Raw genomic sequence first — 18,478 nt, forward strand, 5'->3', positions numbered from 1 at the left:
CCATCCGTGCTACCGTTTTCCCTTCGATTCGCCAGGGGAAACGGCAATGCAACGGACAGCACTGGTGGTGGGCGCAAGCGGGATCGGGGGCAGCTATACGGCAAAGGCCCTGGTGGCGGACGGCTGGCAAGTCCTTGGACTGGCGCGCCGTCCCGGTCATGGTATTCCGGGCGTGACGCCGGTCGCGGCCGACCTGCTCGACGAAGCCGGGCTGGCTGCGGCACTCGCCGATGTGTCGCCCACCCACGTCTTCATCACTACCTGGATGCGCCAGGCAACCGAGGCCGAGAACATCCGGGTGAACGCGGCCATGGTGCGCAACCTGCTCTCTAGCCTGTCCGGCAAGAAGACGCTGCGCCATGTCGCCCTGGTCACCGGCCTGAAGCATTATCTCGGCCCCTTCGAAGCCTATGCGGCTTCCGGCACGCTGCCGGACACGCCGCTGCGCGAAAGCCAGCCGCGCCTGCCCGTCGAGAATTTTTATTACGCCCAGGAAGATGAAGTCTACGCTGCGGCCGAGCGCGACCGCTTCACCTGGAGCGTGCACCGCCCGCACACCGTCATCGGCATGGCGGTCGGCAATGCCATGAACCTGGGCACCACCTTGGCCGTGTACGCCACCATCTGCAAGGAAACCGGGCGCCCGTTCCGGTTCCCGGGCTCCGGCGCGCAGTGGAACGGCCTGTCCGACGTCACCGATGCGCGCATGCTCGCCGGACAGCTGGTCTGGGCGGCCAATACCGACGCGGCGCGCAACCAGGCCTTCAACATCGTCAACGGCGACCTGTTCCGCTGGAGCTGGTTGTGGGGCCGCATCGCCGACTGGTTCGGCGTGCAGGCCGCGGGCTTCGACGGCAGCGTCCAGCCGCTCGAAGCGGCGATGGCGAACGATCACGCCTTGTGGCGCGACATCGCCGCGCGCCATGGCCTGGTGGAAGCCGAGCTCGAGCGCCTGGCCTCGCCCTGGCATACCGACCTCGACCTGGGCCGCCCGATCGAGGTGATGACCGACATGGCGCGCAGCCGCAAGCTCGGGTTTGCGGCCTACCAGGCCACCGACGACTCCTTCTTCGACCTGTTCGCCCAGTTGCGCGCGGCCCGCCTGATTCCTTGACGCCTGCTGGCCGTGCTGTGCAATTGGGTCCCGGCCTGCGCCGGGACGACGATCTTCAGGGTCACGATCAGAACAAGGTCAATGTCGTTTCATAGTTTGCTTTAGAACGTCCTCCCGGCGAAGGCCGGGACCCAAGTGCGAGCAGCCGCTTGCAGCGCCAGCTGTCCAATGCTAAAGTCGTTAACACATTAACGAAAATGGGCGATCGCGCTGTCATGCAACCCGAACATATCTCGATCCCGGCCGGCCGGATCCCGGTCGAAGCCAGCTGCTGGTCCGTACCCGGCGCAGCCGCCACCGTCATCCTGCACCCCGCCACCGCGGTCACGCAGGACTATTACGCGCCCTTTGCGGCCTGGCTCGCCGGGCGCGGATTCAACGTCCTCACCTACGACTACCGCGGCACCGGCCGCTCGCGCCCGCACAGCCTGCGCGGCTTCGAGGCGAGCATGAGCGACTGGATCGATCAGGACGTCGCCGCCGCCACCCGCTGGGCCGAAGCGCGCTTCCCCGGTCTGCCGCTGCTGGCGGTCGGGCACAGCGTGGGTGGACACGCGATCGGCCTGTCGCCCGAGACCGCGCGCCTGCGCGCCGCGGTGCTGGTGGCTTCCCACGCCGGCGCCAGCCACACGGTGCGCGGCTTCGGCGAGCGCCTGCGGGTGCGCTTCGTGCTGCGCGTGCTGGCGCCGCTCCTGTGCGCGCTGTTCGGCTACATGCCGGGCCGGCGCATCGGGCTGGGCGAAGACCTGCCGCGCGGCGTCATGCTGCAGTGGGCCGGTTGGACCGCGCTGCCGCGCTACTTCTTCGATGATCCGGCAGTCGACGCCGCGCGCCGCATGGCCCGGGTCGACATTCCCGTGCTGGTGCTGGGCTTCGACGACGATCCCTGGGCCAATCCGGTGGCGGTCGACATGCTGGTGTCGCACCTGGTCAATGCCCGGGTGGAGCGCCGCCACGTTGATCCGCATGTGGCCGGCGTGCCGGCCGTGGGGCACATGGGCTTCTTCCGGCGCCGCTGCGAAGCCGTGCTGTGGCCGCAGGTGGCCGACTGGCTGCATGCCCGGGCGGGGCAGGCGAGGGAGGCCGGACATGCGTCCCGCTAAACCCCGTTTCGTCCAGCTGCTGGGCCGCGCCCAGCGCGCGCTGCAGCGCTGGATCGAGGCGCGTCCCGAATCCTGGGAGGGCATCAGCGCGGCCCAGGTCGGCCTGCTGTTCGTATTGCGATCGCGCGGCGATGCGGCGGTCGGCGAAATCGCCCTTGAGCTCGGCGTGGCGCCGGCGGCCGTCACCAACTTGTCCAAGCGCATGCAGGCGGCCGGCATGGTCGAGCGCGTCGCCGATGCGCGCGATGCGCGCCTGACGCGCCTGCGCATGACGGGCGCCGGCGGCGCGGCCAGCGAACGTGCCGGCGAGGTGCTGGTCGAGCTGAATGCGCGGCTGAGCGAAGGGTTCACGCTTGAAGAACTGCAGACCGTGGCGCGCTGGCTGGCCCAGGCCGCCGCGCTGGAGCCGGGAACGGCGCGGGATTGACCCGGCCGTTCGACAGCCAGTGTACGTGCGCTCACATACCCGCAGGCAGGGCAGGGGTAGAGTCTTCCCATCCGCTCATGCCTACCGGGAGACCCCATGGATTCGATCAACCGCAACCAGCCGGAACAGAACCGCCTCGACCTCGGCGGCCAGCAGGCCGTGCAGCGCCTCAAGGACATGGCCGAGGATGCCGACAGCTGCTTCTTCGTCACCCAGGGCGGCCTCGGGCCGAGCCGGGGCGTGCGCCCGATGAGCGTGCGCGAGGCGGACGACGCCGGCCAGCTCTGGTTCCTGAGCGCCAGCGACAGCCACAAGAACGCCGAGATCGCGGCCAACCCGGCGGTCAAGCTCTACTTCCAGAAAAACGCCCATGCCGGCTTCCTCGAGCTCGACGGCTATGCCGAGGTGATCACCGACCGCCGGCGCATCAAGGACCTGTGGAACTTCATGCTCAAGACCTGGTTCACCGGGGGCGAGGACGATCCGCGCATCACCGCCATCCGCGTGATCCCGCGCCAGGGCTATTACTGGGACAACAAGCACGGCGACGCCGTGGCCGGCGCCAAGGTGGTGGTCGGCGCGGTGCTCGGCAAGACCCTCGACGACTCGATCGAGGGCCGGCTCAGCTTCTGAAAACCGGGCGCCAGCGATGCCGCAACTGCACTTCGTCGTCGTCACCATCGGCTCGGCCGGCGACCTGTTTCCCTTCATGCGCGTGGCGCTGGCGCTGCGCGAGGCGGGATACCGGGTCAGCATGCTCGGTCCGGTGCAGCACGCGCCCTTCGTGGAGCCGACCGGCCTGGCCTTCCAAGGCCTGCCGGCCGAGGAAGCCGTGCTCGATCATCCCGACCTGTGGCATCCAACGCGCGGCCTGGCGGTGGTGTGGCGCGCCACCCGTCCGGCGATGGCGCGGATTCCCGCTTTTGTCGCGGCGCTGCCGGTGGACGAGCGCATCGTGCTGCTGGCCCATCCGCTGGCGCTGCCGGAAGCGGACCTGTGCCGCGCGCGCCGCCCCGGCCTGAAGGTGGTGGCGGCCTACCTGGCGCCGTCCAACCTGCCGACCGTGCACGACCCGCTCATGCTGGGGCCGTATCCGGTACCGCGCTGGGTGCCGCTGGACGCGCGGCGCTGGCTATGGCGCCGCCTCGGCGACGCCCTGATCAACCCGGTGGCGTTGCCAGACGTCAATGCCGCGCGCGCCGCCCACGGCCTGGCGCCGGTGGCCGACCTGGTCGAGCACATCGTGAAGCTGCCGGACCTGTCGCTGACCCTGTTCCCGGAATGGTTCGCGCCCACGCAAGCCGACTGGCCGCAACCCCTGGCGCGCACCGGCTTTCCGCTGTACGACCCGTCGCCCCAGGCCGAACTGTCGCCGGAAGTGGCGCGCTTCCTGGAAGAGGGGGCGAAACCGGTGGTGTTCACGCCCGGCACCGGCAACCGCCAGGCGGCTTGGTACTTCCGCTGCGCACTCGACGCCTGCGCCCGGCGCGGCCTGCGCGCCATCCTCTTGACGCCGCACCGCGGGCAACTGCCGGCCCAGTTGCCGACGCCGGCGCTGTGGCAGGACTACGTGCCGCTGCGCGCCCTGCTGCCGCACGTGGCCGCGCTGGTGCACCACGGCGGCATCGGCACCACGGCCGAAGCCCTGCGCGCCGGCACGCCGCAACTGGTGGTGCCGCTGGCCCACGACCAGTTCGACAATGCGGCGCGGGTGCGGGCGCTGGGTGCCGGCACCAGCCTGCGTGCTGCGCGCCTGAACGCGCGACGGCTCGAGCGGCGGCTCGCGGAGGTCGTTGGCAATGAAGCCGTGATGGAGGCCGCCCGCAGGGCAGCCACCCTGTGCGTTCCCGCCGACTTGGGGCCGCTGTGCGCGCGACTGGCATCGCTTGCCGCCTGAACTGTTGGGAAGCGCACCGACAATCGGTGTTCGCTGGGATGAAATACGGCATCGACCTCACGATGCCGGGGAATCCATGCGCCACAAGCCGACGCATCACAAGCACGACCATTCTTCCGCCGCCGGCGAAAGCCGCGCAGGCTTCGTCCGGGTGCGCGGCGCCCGCGAACACAACCTGAAGAACGTCGACGTCGACATCCCGCGGGGCAGCCTGGTCGTGTTCACCGGCGTGTCCGGTTCGGGCAAGTCCTCGCTCGCCTTCGGCACGCTGTACGCGGAAGCCCAGCGGCGCTACCTGGAATCGGTCTCGCCCTATGCGCGCCGCCTGTTCCACCAGATGCCGGTGCCCGAGGTCGACGAGATCGACGGCCTGCCGCCGGCGGTGGCACTGCAGCAGCAGCGCGGTTCGCCCACCGCGCGCTCGTCCGTCGGCAGCGTGAGCACGCTGTCGAATTCCCTGCGCATGCTGTACTCGCGCGCCGGCGACTACCCGCCCGGACAGGAGCTCCTGTATGCCGAATCCTTTTCGCCGAACACGCCGGAAGGCGCTTGCCCGCAGTGCTCGGGCCTGGGCCGGGTCTACGAAGTGACGGAACAGTCGCTGGTGCCGGATGACTCGCTCACCATCCGCGAGCGCGCGGTGGCGGCCTGGCCGCCGGCCTGGCACGGCCAGAACCTGCGCGACATCCTGGTCACGATGGGCTATGACGTGGACACGCCCTGGCGCGAGCTGCCGAAGAAGGACCGCGACTGGATCCTGTTCACCGACGAGACCCCGACCGTGCCCGTCTACGCCGGCTTGACGCCCAAGGAAACGAAGGCTGCGCTCCGGCGCAAGGATACCCCGAGCTACCAGGGCACCTTTACCGGTGCGCGCCGCTACGTGCTGCAGACCTTCGCGAATACCGAAAGCGCCTCGATGAAGAAGCGCGTGGCGCGCTACATGGTGAGCACGGAATGCCCGCTGTGCCGCGGCAAGCGCCTGCGCCAGGAAGCGCTGTCGGTGAGCTTTGCCGGCATCGACATCATGGAATTGTCGCGCATGCCGCTGGCACGGCTGGCGGAACTGTTGAAACCCTATGCCGCGGGCGAAGCGGCCAGGGACAGGACGCGTGCAAAAGAACACCCCGAACAGCTGATCGTCACCCAGCGCATCGCCCAGGACCTGTGCGCGCGCCTGCGCGTGCTGCTCGACCTGGGCCTGGGCTACCTGGCGCTCGAGCGCAGCACGCCGACCCTGTCGCCGGGCGAACTGCAGCGCCTGCGCCTGGCGACCCAGGTGCGCTCGAACCTGTTCGGCGTGGTCTACGTGCTCGACGAGCCCTCGGCCGGCCTGCACCCGGCCGATACCGAGGCCTTGCTCGATGCGCTGGCCCAGCTGAAAGCGGCCGGCAATTCGCTGTTCGTGGTCGAGCATGCGCTCGACGTGATCCGGCAGGCCGACTGGATCGTCGACGTCGGTCCGCAAGCCGGAGAGAAGGGCGGGCAGGTCTTGTACAGCGGCGTGCCCGGTGGCCTGAAGGACGTGAAGGCGTCGCAGACCCGGCGCTACCTGTTCAACGAAGCGCCTTTGCCAGGGCGCGCGCCGCGCGCGCCTGCCGGCTGGCTGCGCCTGGAGGGCGTGCGCCGCAACAACCTCGACGGCATCAGCGCCGAATTCCCGCTCGGCGTATTGAGCGCGGTGACCGGGGTGTCCGGCTCGGGCAAGTCGAGCCTGGTCAGCCAGGTGCTGGTGGAACTGGCCGGCAGGGCCCTCGGCCAGGCCGCGCCGGATGCCGAAGCGCCCGAGACCGACGAACCCGGCCTGGAGCAGGAGGCCGCGCTGCCGCTCGAAGGGCGCATCGTCGCAGGCATGGACCAGGTCAAGCGCATGGTGCGGGTCGACCAGAAGCCGATCGGCCGCACCCCGCGTTCCAACCTGGCCACCTATACCGGCCTGTTCGACCAGGTGCGCAAGCTGTTCGCGGCCACGCCGGACGCCAGGAAGCGCCGCTATGACGCCGGCCGCTTTTCCTTCAACGTCGCCAAGGGGCGCTGCGAGCACTGCGCCGGCGAGGGCTTCGTCATGGTCGAGCTGCTGTTCCTGCCCAGCGTCTACGCGCCGTGCCCGACCTGCGAAGGCGCGCGCTACAACGCCAAGACCCTGGAGGTGCGCTATCGCGGCAAGAACATCGCCGAGGTGCTGGGCATGACGGTGGGCGAAGCCATTGCCTTCTTCGAGGGCGAGACGCTGGTGGAGCGCTCGCTCGAAGTGCTGCGCGAGGTGGGCCTGGACTACCTGCGCCTGGGCCAGCCGGCGACGGAACTGTCGGGCGGCGAGGCGCAGCGCATCAAGCTGGCGTCCGAGTTGCAGCGCGCCGGCCGCGGCAACACCCTGTACGTGCTGGACGAGCCGACCACCGGCCTGCACCCGGTCGACGCCGACCGCCTGGTGGCGCAGCTGAACCGCCTGGTCGATAGCGGCAACACCGTGATCGTGGTCGAGCACACCATGCGCGTGGTGGCCGGTTGCGACTGGGTGATCGACGTCGGTCCGGGCGCAGGCGACGAGGGCGGCAGGCTGGTATGCGCCGGGCCGCCGGAAGAGGTGGCGCGCTGCAAGGCGAGCCGCACGGCCCCCTACCTGGCCGCCCAGCTGGGCCTGTCCGCCGCGTCGACATAACATTTCACAATAGCAATTGAGATGTCGCGAATACACTCAATTGTGTGACCGAAAATGGGTCCATGCGTTACACTTGGGATATTTTTTTTCCCAACTTTTGCGCATTTCACTCACAACGCATGGCCGGCCCAACCATCGATAATTCACAATTCCGTCGTATCCTGACCCGCAACGTGGCCCTGCCGCTGGGAATGAGCGTCGTCACCGCGTTGGTGTTCGTCGCCATCATCGCTTACCTGATCAATATATTGAACCGGGTCGAGCATTCCGAGCGGGTGATCGGCAACGCCCAGGAAGTCAGCAAGCTGGTCGCCGACATGGAGACCGGCATGCGCGGCTACCTGCTGGCCGGCGACGAGGCTTTCCTGTCGCCTTACCTGCTGGCCCTGCAGCGCGTGCAGAGCGGACTCGGAAGCATGGGCGACATGGTGGCGGACAACCCGTCCCAGGTCGAGCGGATCAAGCGCATCCGGGCCTCGCAAACCCATTGGAAAGCCTTCGCCACCGAGATGATCGAGCGCCGCCGCCGCAACGATCCGAGCTACCTGGACGCCGTGCGCAGCGGCCGCGGCAAGATCCTGACCGACGAGATCCGCCGCTCCTTCGAGGACTTCCTCGAGGTCGAGCGGCGCCTGCTGCGTGAACGCAACGATGAAGCGCGTCGCGTCACCACCTGGTCGGTGGTGATCTTCCTGGCCCTGAGCGTCCTGGCGGGCGTCGGCCTGGCCCTGTTCGGCCGCCGCCAACTGGTTGCCCTGTCGGATTCCTACCAGGAGACGCTCGAGCACGAGGCCGAGCACAATGCCCAGTTGCGCCACCAGGACTGGCTGCGTTCCGGCCAGACCGAACTGGCCACGCTGAGCGCCGGCATCCACTCGCTGGAACCGCTGGCCGACGCCGTGCTCAGCTACGTGACGCGTTACCTGGACGGCGTAGTGGCCGCCATGTACGTGCATGGCGAGGACGGCGTGCTGCGCCGCATCGGCGCCTACGGCTTCGCTTTCGACAAGGCCGACGACGCCCAGGTGATCATGCCCGGCCATTCGCTGGCCAGCCGGGCGGCGCTCGAGAAGCGCCTGCTGGTGCTGCACGACCTGCCGGACGGTTACATCAAGGTGGCATCGAGCCTGGGCGAGACGCCGCCGCGCGAACTCCTGATCGCCCCGGTGCACAACCACGGCAAGATCAAGGGCGTGATCGAGATCGGCTTCCTGCATCCGGTGACGGCGCGCGACCGCGAGTTCATGGAACTGATCGCGCCAAACGTCGGCGCCTCGATGGCGGCGGTGCTGTACCGCCTGCGCCTGCAGCATGCGCTGGAAGAGACCCAGACCCTGAACGAAGAACTGCAGGTCCAGCAGGAAGAGCTGCGCACCGCCAACGAGGAGCTGGAAGAACAGTCGCGCGCGCTGGAAGAATCGCAGACCGCGCTGGAGAACCAGCAGTCCGAGCTGCGCGCCACCAACGACCAGCTGGCCGAGCAGGCGCTCAATCTCGACATGAAGAACGCGGCCCTCACCGGCGCCCAGGAGCAGCTGCGCCAGCGCGCGCTGGACCTGGAGCGCGCCAGCCGCTACAAGTCCGAATTCCTGGCCAATATGTCGCACGAGCTGCGCACACCGCTCAACAGCTCGCTGATCCTGGCCAAGCTGCTGGCCGATAATGCCAACGGCAACCTCAACGAGGAGCAGGTACGTTTCGCCCAGACCATCTACTCGGCCGGCAACGACCTGCTGCACCTGATCAACGACATCCTCGACATCTCGAAGGTCGAGGCGGGCAAGCTCGAGCTGGTGCCGGAAGAAGTGCCGCTGCGCCGCATGGTCGAAGGCCTGGCGCGCACCTTCGAGCCGCTCGCGCGCCAGAAGGCGCTCGAGTTCAGCGTGTCGATCGACCCGAACGTGCCGGCTGCGATCACCACCGACCGCCAGCGCGTCGAGCAGATCCTGAAGAACCTGCTGTCCAACGCGGTGAAGTTCACCGACCGCGGCGCCGTGCGCATGACGGTGGGCGTGACGCCCGAGGGCTGGGTGCAGTTCGGCGTGCGCGATTCCGGCATCGGCATCGCCCAGGACCAGCAGGACAAGATTTTTGATGCCTTCCACCAGGCCGACGGCACCACCAGCCGCCGCTTCGGCGGCACCGGCCTGGGCCTGTCGATTTCGCGCGACCTCACCAACCTGTTGGGGGGCAACTTGACCGTGTCGAGCCAGCCGGGCGAGGGCAGCCTGTTCACCCTGAGCCTGCCGCGCAGCGGCGCGGTGGCGGCCACCCCGCCGGCGGCCCCGGCCCTGCATGCCCCGCAACCGGCCCTGGCGGCCACGCCGGCGCCCACCGCTGCGCCGGCGCCGATCGAACCGATCGCCAGCTTCGCGGACGACCGCGACCTGCCCGCCGCCGGTACCCGTACCGTGCTGGTAATCGAGGACGAACCCGAATTCGCGCGCATCCTGTTCGACCTGGCGCACGAACTCGACTACCGCTGCCTGGTGGCGCTCAGCGCCGGCGAAGGCCTGGCGCTGGCCGCCAGCCAGAAGCCGGACGCGGTGCTGCTCGACATCCGCCTGCCGGACAGCTCCGGCCTGTCGGTGCTGCAGCAGCTGAAGGACAATCCGGCCACCCGCCACATCCCGGTGCACATCGTCTCGAGCATGGAAAACGGCGGCGAGGCCCTGCACCTGGGCGCGATCGGCTATGCACTGAAACCCACCAGCCGCGAGCAGCTGGAAGAGGTGTTCCGCAAGCTGCAGGAAAAATCGAGCCAGAAGATCAAGCGCGTGCTGCTGGTCGAGGACGACGAGCGCCAGCGCGAGAGCGTGGTGCAGCTGATCGCCGACACCGACGTCGAGATCCGGGCGGTGGGCATGGGAGGCGACGCCCTGGCCCTGCTGAAGGAGCAGATTTTCGATTGCATGATCATCGACCTGAAGCTGCCCGACATGCAGGGCGGCGAGCTGCTCGAGCGCATGGCCAGCGAGGAAGTTTGCTCGTTCCCGCCGGTGATCGTGTACACCGGCCGCAACCTGACGCGCGACGAGGAAGCCGAGCTGCTCAAGTATTCGCGCTCGATCATCATCAAGGGCGCCCGTTCGCCCGAGCGCCTGCTGGACGAGGTGACCCTGTTCCTGCACAAGGTCGAAAGCGAGCTATCGTCCGAGCGCCAGACCATGCTCAAGGCCGTGCGCGGGCGCGACCGCGTGTTCGAAGGGCGTACCATCCTGCTGGTGGACGACGACGTGCGCAACGTGTTCGCGCTGACCAGCGCGCTCGAATCGCGCGGCGCCAGGGTCGAGGTGGGCCGCAATGGTTTCGAGGCCATCGACAAGCTCGACCAGGTTCCAGGTATCGACCTGGTCTTGATGGACGTGATGATGCCGGGCATGGACGGGCTGGAAGCGACCCGCCGCATCCGCGCGGACGGGCGCTTCGACCGCCTGCCGATCATCGCCATCACGGCCAAGGCGATGAAGGACGACCAGGAGCAGTGCCTGGCCGCCGGCGCCAACGACTATCTGGCCAAGCCGATCGACCTCTCCCGCCTGTACTCGCTGCTGCGGGTGTGGATGCCGACACTGGAACGCATTTGAGCATGCCAATGAGCCCCATCGATCCGACGCCGCCGGACGACTTCGACATCGAGCTGAAGATGCTCGTGGAAGCCGTCTACCTGAAGTACAACTACGATTTCAGGGACTATACGGGCGCCTCGCAGAAGCGCCGCATCCTGGTGGCCATGCGCGAGATGGAGTGCGACACCGTCTCGAGCCTGCAGGCCAAGGTGATGCACGAGCCGGACGGTTTCGCCCAGTTGCTGCAGTACCTGACGATTCCCGTCAGCGAGATGTTCCGCGACCCGGAATACTGGCTGGCGCTGCGCGAGCACGTGGTGCCTTTCCTGAAGACCTATCCGTCGCTGAAGGTGTGGGTGGCCGGCTGCAGCACCGGCGAAGAGGTGTATTCGCTGGCCATCCTGCTGCAGGAAGAAGGGCTGCTGGACCGCACCATCATCTACGCCACCGATATCAATCCCGAGTCGCTGGAGGCGGCGCGGCGCGGCGTGTTCAACCTCGAACGCATGCGCCTGTACACCGAGAACTACCAGAAGGCCGGCGGCAAGCGCGCCTTTTCCGATTACTACACGGCGGCCTACAGCGGCGCCCTGTTCGACCGCGCCCTGGTCGAGAACGTGACCTTCGCGGACCACAGCCTGGCCACCGATACCGTGTTCTCGGAGACCCATTTCGTCAGCTGCCGCAATGTGCTGATCTATTTCAATCGCAAGCTGCAGGACCGTGTGCTTGGCCTGTTCCACGAATCGCTGTGCTACCGCGGCTTCCTGGGCCTGGGCAGCAAGGAGAGCATCGAGTTCTCCAGCCATGCGGATCGCTTCGACGTGCTGGCCCGGCGCGAACGCATCTACCGCAAGGCTGCCCTGTGAACATGCCGGCGAGCGCCCTGGCGGACCTTGGCGCGGTCCTGCGCGGCCGCCGCGTCGAGCTGGTCGTCATCGGCGGCTCGGCTGGCGGCGTCGATGCGCTGATCAGCCTGCTGCCCGTCATCCCGGCCGGTTTTCGCTCCACCGTGGTGTGCATCCTGCACGTGCCGCCCGACCGCGACAGCCGCCTGGCCGAGCTGTTCGAGCTGCGCGCCGCGCTGCCGGTGCGCGAGGCGCGTGACAAGGAGCCGCTGGAACCCGGCGTGATCTATTTTGCCGGTTCGGGCTATCATCTGTCGGTCGAGCGCGACCGCTGCTTCTCGCTGAGCTGCGAGCCGCCGGTGCAGTTCGCGCGCCCGGCGATCGACGTGCTGATGGAGTCCGCCGCCGACGCCTATGGCCCGGCGCTTGCCGGCATCCTGCTGACCGGCGCCAACCATGACGGCGCCGAGGGCATGCGCCGCATCCGCGAGCGCGGCGGCCTGACCGTCGTGCAGGACCCCGGCGAAGCGCAGGCCAGTGCCATGCCGGTCGAGGCGATCCGGCGCTGCGCGCCCCATCTCGTGCTGCCGCTGTCCGGTATCCGGACACTGCTTCCCATGCTGAGGAACCTATGAGCCCGCAAGACCCTAGCAAACTTCTGATCGTCGACGACCTGCCGGAGAACCTGCGCGCCCTCGACGCCCTGATCCGCGGCGAAGGACGCCTCGTCTACCAGGCCTCCTCGGGCGAGGAAGCGCTGGCGCTGATGCTCGAGCACGACTTCGCGCTGGCCATCCTCGACGTCCAGATGCCGGGCATGGACGGCTTCGAACTGGCCGAAATGATGCGCTCCACCTCCCGCACCCGCGCCATCCCGATCGTGTTCGTGTCCGCCGCCGGCCGCGAGCTGAATTACGCCTTCAAGGGCTACGAGACGGGCGCCGTCGACTTTCTCTACAAGCCGCTCGATTCGGACGCGGTGCGCAGCAAGGTCAACGTATTCGTCACGCTCGACCAGCAGCGCCGCCAGATGCAGCGCCAGATGGCCGCGCTCGAGCGCAGCCGCCAGGAACAGGAAACCCTGCTGCGCGAACTGAACCAGACCCAGGAAGAGCTGCAGCGCTCGCTGCGCATGCGCGACGAATTCATGTCGCTGGTGGCGCACGAGCTGCGCACCCCGCTCAACACCCTGTTCCTGGAAGCGCAGATGCGCAGCCTGCAGCTCAAGCGCGGCACGCTGGCCACCATCAAGCCCGACCAGTTCGAGGCCATGATCAAGCGCGACGAGCGCCAGATCAAGGCCATGATCCGCCTGATCGACGACATGCTCGACGTCTCGCGCATGCGCAGCGGCCAGCTGTCGATCCGCCCGGCCCAGGTCCAGCTGATGGACCTGCTCGAGCGCGTCGTCAGCGACCTGTCGCTGCAGGCCGCGGCCACCGGCTGCAAGCTGTCCCTGCAGCCGCACCCGCCGGTGGAGGGCTGCTGGGACGAGTTCCGCATCGAGCAGGTGGTGGTCAATCTCCTGACCAATGCGCTGCGCTACGGCGGCGGCCAGCCGGTCGAGGTGAGCGTGCAGTACGTTGACGATACGGTGCGCATCGACGTGCGCGACGAGGGCAAGGGCATCGCCCCGAGCGACCTGGAACGCATCTTCGAGCCCTACGAGCGCGGCGCGCGCAACGGCGAGCCCAAGGGCCTGGGGCTGGGACTGTACATCTCGCGCCAGCTGGCGATCTCGCACGGCGGCGAATTGCGCGTGACCAGCAAGCCGGGGGAGGGCTCGACCTTCAGCTTGATTCTGCCGACCTGCGAGCAGACGGTCGACACGGCCACCACGGCTTGAAGTCTTCCATACCGTAGGGTGGACGGCTTTGCCGTCCGCGCGTTCAACAATCTCATGATCAGCCGAAACGCGATTCATCGGGGAGTTGAACGCGCGGACGGGGACCCGTCCACCCTGCAAAATCATCCTGTCACACAGCACGCGTATCCTGCTCAATCGAAGCACGGGTTGCACGCCACTGTCATTTCGTCCACACTCACGAATTGGGCCGGCTTGCCGGCTCGATGAGTCCCTTCAAAGGGAGAGCAATACTTGCTCGATAGTTAAAATCAATCGGCAGTATCGCATCAATCAATTTCACAAAAGACGCTCAGGTCGGTACACTGGCGTCTATCAAATCTTTTAACCACCCGAAAACAGGAGATTACATGTCCCTCATCAACACCCAGATCAAGCCGTTCAAAGCCACTGCTTACCACAACGGCAAGTTCATCGATCTGACGGAAGAGAACTTCAAGGGCACCTGGTCGATCCTGATGTTCTACCCGGCCGACTTCACCTTCGTCTGCCCGACCGAACTGGAAGACCTGGCTGCTTTCCAGCCTGAATTCGAGAAGATGGGCGTGAACGTGTACGGCGTGTCGACCGACAGCCACTTCGCCCACAAGGCATGGCACGACACTTCGGACGCCATCAAGAAAGTGAACTACCCGCTGATCGGCGACCCGACCGGCACCCTGTCGCGCAACTTCGAAGTCATGATCGAAGAAGAAGGCATGGCACTGCGCGGCACCTTCGTGATCAACCCGGAAGGCCAGATCAAGGTCATGGAAGTGCACGACAACGGCATCGGCCGCGACGCTTCGGAACTGATGCGCAAGGTCAAGGCTGCCCAGTACGTCGCTTCGCACCCGGGCGAAGTGTGCCCGGCCAAGTGGACCGAAGGCGCCGAAACCCTGACCCCGTCGCTGGACCTGGTCGGCAAGATCTAAGCTGGTAGCAAGGTAGTACTGTCCCGGGCCGCCCTGGCGGCCCGGTGCATTTCTGGGGCCCGATTCGGGGCCCAGGCACCACCATATATTGAACAACAACGTCATAGTCGAGGAAAACATCATGCTGGACGCAACCCTCAAGAAGCAGTTGCAAGCCTATCTGGAAAAAGTGGTGCAGCCGATTGAGCTCGTTGCATCGCTGGATGATTCGCCGAAAGCGCGCGAAATGGATGAACTGCTCCGCGAAATCGCCGCGTTGAGCGACAAGATCACCGTGCGCAACGACGGCACCAATGCCCGCAAGCCCTCGTTCTCGATCAAGCGGGTCGGCACCGACGTCGCCGTGGATTTCGCCGGCATCCCGCTCGGCCACGAATTCAGCTCGCTGGTGCTGGCGCTGCTGCAGGTGGGCGGCCACCCGATCAAGCTGGACCAGGCCGTCATCGACCAGATCAAGAACCTGGACGGCGACTACGTATTCGAAACCTTCATTTCGCTGAGCTGCCATAACTGCCCGGAAGTGGTGCAGGCCCTCAACGCGATGTCGGTCATCAACCCGCGCATCAAGGTCGTCGCCATCGACGGCGGCGTGTTCAAGAGCGAAGTCGAAGCGCGCCAGATCATGGCGGTACCGATGATGTTCCTGAACGGCCAGCACTTCGGCCAGGGCCGCACCAGCGTGGAAGAGATCCTGTCGAAGATCGACACCGGCGCCGGCGCCCGCAAGGCCGCTGAGCTCAACAAGAAAGACCCGTTCGACGTCCTGATCGTCGGCGGCGGTCCGGCCGGCGCGGCCGCGGCGATCTACGCCGCCCGCAAGGGCATCCGTACCGGCGTGCTGGCCGACCGTTTCGGCGGCCAGGTGCTGGACACGCTCGCCATCGAGAACTTCGTCTCGATGAAGGAAACCGACGGCCCGAAATTCGCCGTCGCCCTGGAAGAGCACGTCAAGCACTATGACGTCGACATCATGAACACCCAGCGCGCCAACAAGCTGGTCGAGGGCAAGATGATCGAAGTGCACACCGAGACCGGCGCCGTGCTCAAGTCGAAGTCGGTGATCATCGCCACCGGCGCGCGCTGGCGCGAGATCAACGTGCCGGGCGAGCGCGAGTACCGCAACAAGGGCGTGGCCTACTGCCCGCACTGCGACGGCCCGCTGTTCAAGGGCAAGCGCGTGGCCGTGATCGGTGGCGGCAACTCGGGCGTCGAAGCGGCGATCGACCTGGCGGGCATCGTCAAGGAAGTGACCCTGATCGAGTTCGGCGCCGAACTGCGCGCCGACGCGGTCCTGCAGCGCAAGCTGTACTCGCTGAAAAACGTCACCGTGATCAAGTCGGCCCAGACCACCGAGATCCACGGCGACGGCAAGATCGTCAACGGCCTGTCGTACAAGGACCGCAACAGCGGCGACCTGAAACGCGTGGATCTGGAAGGCGTGTTCGTGCAGATCGGCCTGGTGCCGAACGCCGAATGGCTGAAGGGCACGCTGGACCTGTCGGCGCACGGCGAGATCGAAGTCGACGCCAAGGGCCAGACCTCGATTCCCGGCGTGTATGCGGCCGGCGACGTCACCACGGTGCCGTTCAAGCAGATCGTGATCGCGGTGGGCGAGGGCGCCAAGGCCTCGCTGGCGGCCTTCGACTACCTGATGCGCCTGCCGGTGGAAGAAGAAAGCACTGCCGAGCAAGCCAAGGCGGCCTGATCGCCCGACGCGTCGCGACACTGAAAACGCCATTCCCATTACTGGGATGGCGTTTTTTTTTGGCGCGCCATCCAGTTTACTGGATAAATAAATCCACTATAATGGATGCATGGACATCAACGAACTGATCGCCCGCCGCGTGCGGAGCTTGCGCGAGAAGCGCGGCTTGTCACTGGCTACCCTTGCCGAGCTGAGCGGGGTAGGCCGCTCGACCATTTCCCTGATCGAGCGCGGCGAGAGCAGCGCCACCGCCACCGTGCTCGACAAGCTGGCCGGCGCCCTCGGCGTTCCGCTGGCTGCGCTGTTCGAGCAGGGCGGCGATGCCGACGCCGAGCCTTCGCCGCTGGCGCGCGCCGCCGATCAGCCGGTATGGACCGATCCGGTCAGCGGCTACCTGCGCCGCCACCTGTCGCCTGCGGCGCCGTCGCCGATCCAGCTGGTCGAGGTGGTGTTTCCGCCCGGCCAGCGGGTGGCTTTCGATACCTCTCCCCGCGACGCCGACATCCGGCAGCAGGTGTGGATGATCGAAGGCGAGATGGAGATCAGCCTCGGCGACGCCCGCTGGCGCCTGGCGGCGGGCGACTGCCTGGCCATGCGCGTGGACCGGCCGACCAGCTTCCACAACCCCGGCACCAAGGCGGCGCGCTACCTGGTGGCGCTGGTGTCCTCGAACCGGAGGGTGCCGTGAGCGGCGCCCTCACCGTGCGGCGCCTCGGCGCCGAAGAAGCCGTCGCCGCCATCGAGGCGCTGGCCGACGTGCTGGTCGATTGCGTCGAAGGTGGCGCCTCCGTGAGCTTCATGCTGCCGCTGGCGCGCGACAAGGCGCTGGCCTTCTGGCGCGGCGTGGCCGATGGGGTCGCGCGCGGCGAGCGCGCTTTATTGGTGGCCGAAGACGGCGCGGGAAATATCGTCGGCACCGTGCAGCTGGTCACGGCAATGCCGGACAACCAGCCGCACCGCGCCGACGTCGCCAAGATGCTGGTGCACCGCCGCGCGCGCCGCGCCGGCGTCGGGACGCAGTTGCTGGCGGCGCTCGATGCGCTGGCAAGGGAGGAAGGGAAAACCGTGCTGGTGCTCGATACGGTCACGGGCGGCGACGCCGAGCGCCTGTACGAGCGGGCCGGATGGCAGCGTGCCGGGGTGGTGCCGAAGTATGCGCTCATGCCCGACGGTGCATTTTGCGCGACGAGCTTCTTTTACAAGCATCTGTGAACCGGCGCCGTGACCCGTGATAATTGAGGAGAATCTGTTTACGAGATTCTTGTAAGCTGGCCGCTTGTCCATCATGACCGGGTCGAGCCTGCAATGAAAATCATGAACTTGACAGCTGTTTCAGCTGTCGCTGTGCTGGTACTGATGGGATCGGCCAGCGTCCACGCTGGCGACAAGCTCGTGCCGATCAAGGCAAGCGCCGGTTCTCCAGGCATGCTCAGGACCGAGACCTGCGCCCGTCCCGCCTATCCTGAGCAGGACCTCGAGCAACAACATCGGGGAACGGTGACGGTGCGCTTCCTGCTCGGTGTCGACGGCGTCGTCAAGCGCTCGCTCATCCACACGTCGTCGGGGTATCCATCACTCGACGAGGCGGCGCGGCTGGCAATGTCCAAATGCCGTTTCAATCCTCCGATGGTCGACGGTAAGCCGGTCGAGGGCTGGACCGCGATCCAGTATGTCTGGGAACCGTTGGCGGAACACTGAATGTCGAGGAAGCCTGCATTCCTGGTCTTGCTGCTCAGCGCGTGCGCATCGGGTCCGAGCGCCGTCAACGACTATGCGGGCCTGGGAAGCCACCAGGTGGCGGGAACGCTCCGCAGCGCCCTGTTCCTGGGAGAGCAAGTCGTGAACCGCTCCCTGGGCAAACTGGTGAATACAAAAGACATCCTGGATGAGGATGACCCAAGGCCCGGATTACGCAGCATGGGTTTCGATTGCGATCCGATTCGCGCGGCGTCCTGCACCTACGCGGGAAGCGCAAGGTCCGAGCTGAGCAGCCCGGACCGGGCCGAGCGCCTGCGCTTGAAGACCTTCGTCCATGTCGAGGTCATGCTCGACAGCCGGCCATTCAAGGTCGTCAGCAGCATCAGGAGAGAAACCTTCTGAAGCGCTCGGGGCATTGACAATCAGTGCAAAGCGAACAGCAGTGCCCCGGTCAGCGCCTCGGTCTCGAGCAGCAGCCAGGTCGCCGCACTGGCCAGTGCCAGGTGGACTGCGGTCCAGGTCATTGGATGATGGCGTGCCATGGTGAGACTCCCTGATGGTTGGATGCGTGGTGAGGATGGTGTCATCTTAGTCACTCGTCTCAGCCGTAACCATCGGCAAAACCTCCGTGGGTTTGTAGGAATAAAGCTTGTGACATTGTCACGATGAATGTCGGT

16 protein-coding genes are annotated in these 18,478 nt (G+C 66.8%); all 16 read left to right on the forward strand.

Annotated elements, in window-relative coordinates; genetic code table 11:
- Positions 1-46 precede the first annotated feature (46 nt).
- Positions 47-1,114, forward strand: coding sequence for an SDR family oxidoreductase (locus ACK4S9_RS18145; RefSeq protein ID WP_409728555.1), 1,068 nt, complete (start codon positions 47-49; stop codon positions 1,112-1,114).
- Positions 1,115-1,329: 215 nt separating this feature from the next.
- A complete protein-coding gene (locus tag ACK4S9_RS18150; RefSeq protein ID WP_409728558.1) occupies positions 1,330-2,217 on the forward strand; it encodes an alpha/beta fold hydrolase in 888 nt (295 codons plus the stop codon).
- Positions 2,204-2,644 (forward strand): MarR family winged helix-turn-helix transcriptional regulator, encoded by a 441-nt coding sequence (locus tag ACK4S9_RS18155; RefSeq protein WP_409728561.1) that lies wholly within the window; start codon positions 2,204-2,206, stop codon positions 2,642-2,644. The genes ACK4S9_RS18150 and ACK4S9_RS18155 overlap by 14 nt, the downstream gene beginning before the upstream one ends.
- 96 nt (positions 2,645-2,740) lie before the next feature.
- A complete protein-coding gene (locus ACK4S9_RS18160; RefSeq protein ID WP_409728564.1) occupies positions 2,741-3,277 on the forward strand; it encodes a pyridoxamine 5'-phosphate oxidase family protein in 537 nt (178 codons plus the stop codon).
- A 16-nt stretch (positions 3,278-3,293) separates the two neighbouring features.
- Positions 3,294-4,541: a glycosyltransferase gene (locus tag ACK4S9_RS18165; RefSeq protein WP_409728566.1), complete on the forward strand. Its 1,248-nt coding sequence runs from the start codon at positions 3,294-3,296 to the stop codon at positions 4,539-4,541.
- A 76-nt stretch (positions 4,542-4,617) separates the two neighbouring features.
- Positions 4,618-7,203 (forward strand): excinuclease ABC subunit A, encoded by a 2,586-nt coding sequence (locus ACK4S9_RS18170; protein ID WP_409728569.1) that lies wholly within the window; start codon positions 4,618-4,620, stop codon positions 7,201-7,203.
- A 119-nt stretch (positions 7,204-7,322) separates the two neighbouring features.
- Positions 7,323-10,790 (forward strand): response regulator, encoded by a 3,468-nt coding sequence (locus ACK4S9_RS18175; RefSeq protein WP_409728572.1) that lies wholly within the window; start codon positions 7,323-7,325, stop codon positions 10,788-10,790.
- A gap of 8 nt (positions 10,791-10,798) precedes the next feature.
- A complete protein-coding gene (locus ACK4S9_RS18180) occupies positions 10,799-11,641 on the forward strand; it encodes a CheR family methyltransferase (RefSeq protein WP_409728575.1) in 843 nt (280 codons plus the stop codon).
- Positions 11,642-11,643: 2 nt separating this feature from the next.
- Positions 11,644-12,255, forward strand: a complete 612-nt coding sequence (locus ACK4S9_RS18185; RefSeq protein ID WP_409728623.1) for a chemotaxis protein CheB — start codon at positions 11,644-11,646, stop codon at positions 12,253-12,255.
- Positions 12,252-13,466 (forward strand): ATP-binding protein, encoded by a 1,215-nt coding sequence (locus ACK4S9_RS18190; RefSeq protein WP_409728579.1) that lies wholly within the window; start codon positions 12,252-12,254, stop codon positions 13,464-13,466. Before ACK4S9_RS18185 ends, ACK4S9_RS18190 begins: the two co-directional genes overlap by 4 nt.
- A gap of 368 nt (positions 13,467-13,834) precedes the next feature.
- Positions 13,835-14,398 (forward strand): alkyl hydroperoxide reductase subunit C, encoded by a 564-nt coding sequence (ahpC, locus tag ACK4S9_RS18195; RefSeq protein WP_313030832.1) that lies wholly within the window; start codon positions 13,835-13,837, stop codon positions 14,396-14,398.
- 121 nt (positions 14,399-14,519) lie between these two features.
- Positions 14,520-16,103: an alkyl hydroperoxide reductase subunit F gene (gene ahpF, locus ACK4S9_RS18200; protein ID WP_409728583.1), complete on the forward strand. Its 1,584-nt coding sequence runs from the start codon at positions 14,520-14,522 to the stop codon at positions 16,101-16,103.
- Positions 16,104-16,212: 109 nt separating this feature from the next.
- Positions 16,213-16,791: a helix-turn-helix domain-containing protein gene (locus tag ACK4S9_RS18205; RefSeq protein WP_409728586.1), complete on the forward strand. Its 579-nt coding sequence runs from the start codon at positions 16,213-16,215 to the stop codon at positions 16,789-16,791.
- Positions 16,788-17,315: a GNAT family N-acetyltransferase gene (locus ACK4S9_RS18210; RefSeq protein WP_409728589.1), complete on the forward strand. Its 528-nt coding sequence runs from the start codon at positions 16,788-16,790 to the stop codon at positions 17,313-17,315. The genes ACK4S9_RS18205 and ACK4S9_RS18210 overlap by 4 nt, the downstream gene beginning before the upstream one ends.
- 93 nt (positions 17,316-17,408) lie before the next feature.
- Positions 17,409-17,801, forward strand: a complete 393-nt coding sequence (locus ACK4S9_RS18215) for an energy transducer TonB (RefSeq protein WP_409728592.1) — start codon at positions 17,409-17,411, stop codon at positions 17,799-17,801.
- Positions 17,802-18,203, forward strand: coding sequence for a hypothetical protein (locus tag ACK4S9_RS18220; RefSeq protein ID WP_409728595.1), 402 nt, complete (start codon positions 17,802-17,804; stop codon positions 18,201-18,203).
- Positions 18,204-18,478 lie beyond the last annotated feature (275 nt).

The organism is Massilia sp., assembly GCF_046293535.1.
Classification (GTDB): Bacteria; Pseudomonadota; Gammaproteobacteria; order Burkholderiales; family Burkholderiaceae_D; genus Telluria.

Coding starts and splice junctions, on each gene's coding strand:
- ACK4S9_RS18145 (WP_409728555.1), top strand. CDS start 47: ATGCAACGGACAGCACTGGTGGTGGGCGCAAGCGGGATCGGGGGCAGC.
- ACK4S9_RS18150 (WP_409728558.1), top strand. CDS start 1,330: ATGCAACCCGAACATATCTCGATCCCGGCCGGCCGGATCCCGGTCGAA.
- ACK4S9_RS18155 (WP_409728561.1), top strand. CDS start 2,204: ATGCGTCCCGCTAAACCCCGTTTCGTCCAGCTGCTGGGCCGCGCCCAG.
- ACK4S9_RS18160 (WP_409728564.1), top strand. CDS start 2,741: ATGGATTCGATCAACCGCAACCAGCCGGAACAGAACCGCCTCGACCTC.
- ACK4S9_RS18165 (WP_409728566.1), top strand. CDS start 3,294: ATGCCGCAACTGCACTTCGTCGTCGTCACCATCGGCTCGGCCGGCGAC.
- ACK4S9_RS18170 (WP_409728569.1), top strand. CDS start 4,618: ATGCGCCACAAGCCGACGCATCACAAGCACGACCATTCTTCCGCCGCC.
- ACK4S9_RS18175 (WP_409728572.1), top strand. CDS start 7,323: ATGGCCGGCCCAACCATCGATAATTCACAATTCCGTCGTATCCTGACC.
- ACK4S9_RS18180 (WP_409728575.1), top strand. CDS start 10,799: ATGAGCCCCATCGATCCGACGCCGCCGGACGACTTCGACATCGAGCTG.
- ACK4S9_RS18185 (WP_409728623.1), top strand. CDS start 11,644: ATGCCGGCGAGCGCCCTGGCGGACCTTGGCGCGGTCCTGCGCGGCCGC.
- ACK4S9_RS18190 (WP_409728579.1), top strand. CDS start 12,252: ATGAGCCCGCAAGACCCTAGCAAACTTCTGATCGTCGACGACCTGCCG.
- ahpC (WP_313030832.1), top strand. CDS start 13,835: ATGTCCCTCATCAACACCCAGATCAAGCCGTTCAAAGCCACTGCTTAC.
- ahpF (WP_409728583.1), top strand. CDS start 14,520: ATGCTGGACGCAACCCTCAAGAAGCAGTTGCAAGCCTATCTGGAAAAA.
- ACK4S9_RS18205 (WP_409728586.1), top strand. CDS start 16,213: ATGGACATCAACGAACTGATCGCCCGCCGCGTGCGGAGCTTGCGCGAG.
- ACK4S9_RS18215 (WP_409728592.1), top strand. CDS start 17,409: ATGAAAATCATGAACTTGACAGCTGTTTCAGCTGTCGCTGTGCTGGTA.
- ACK4S9_RS18220 (WP_409728595.1), top strand. CDS start 17,802: ATGTCGAGGAAGCCTGCATTCCTGGTCTTGCTGCTCAGCGCGTGCGCA.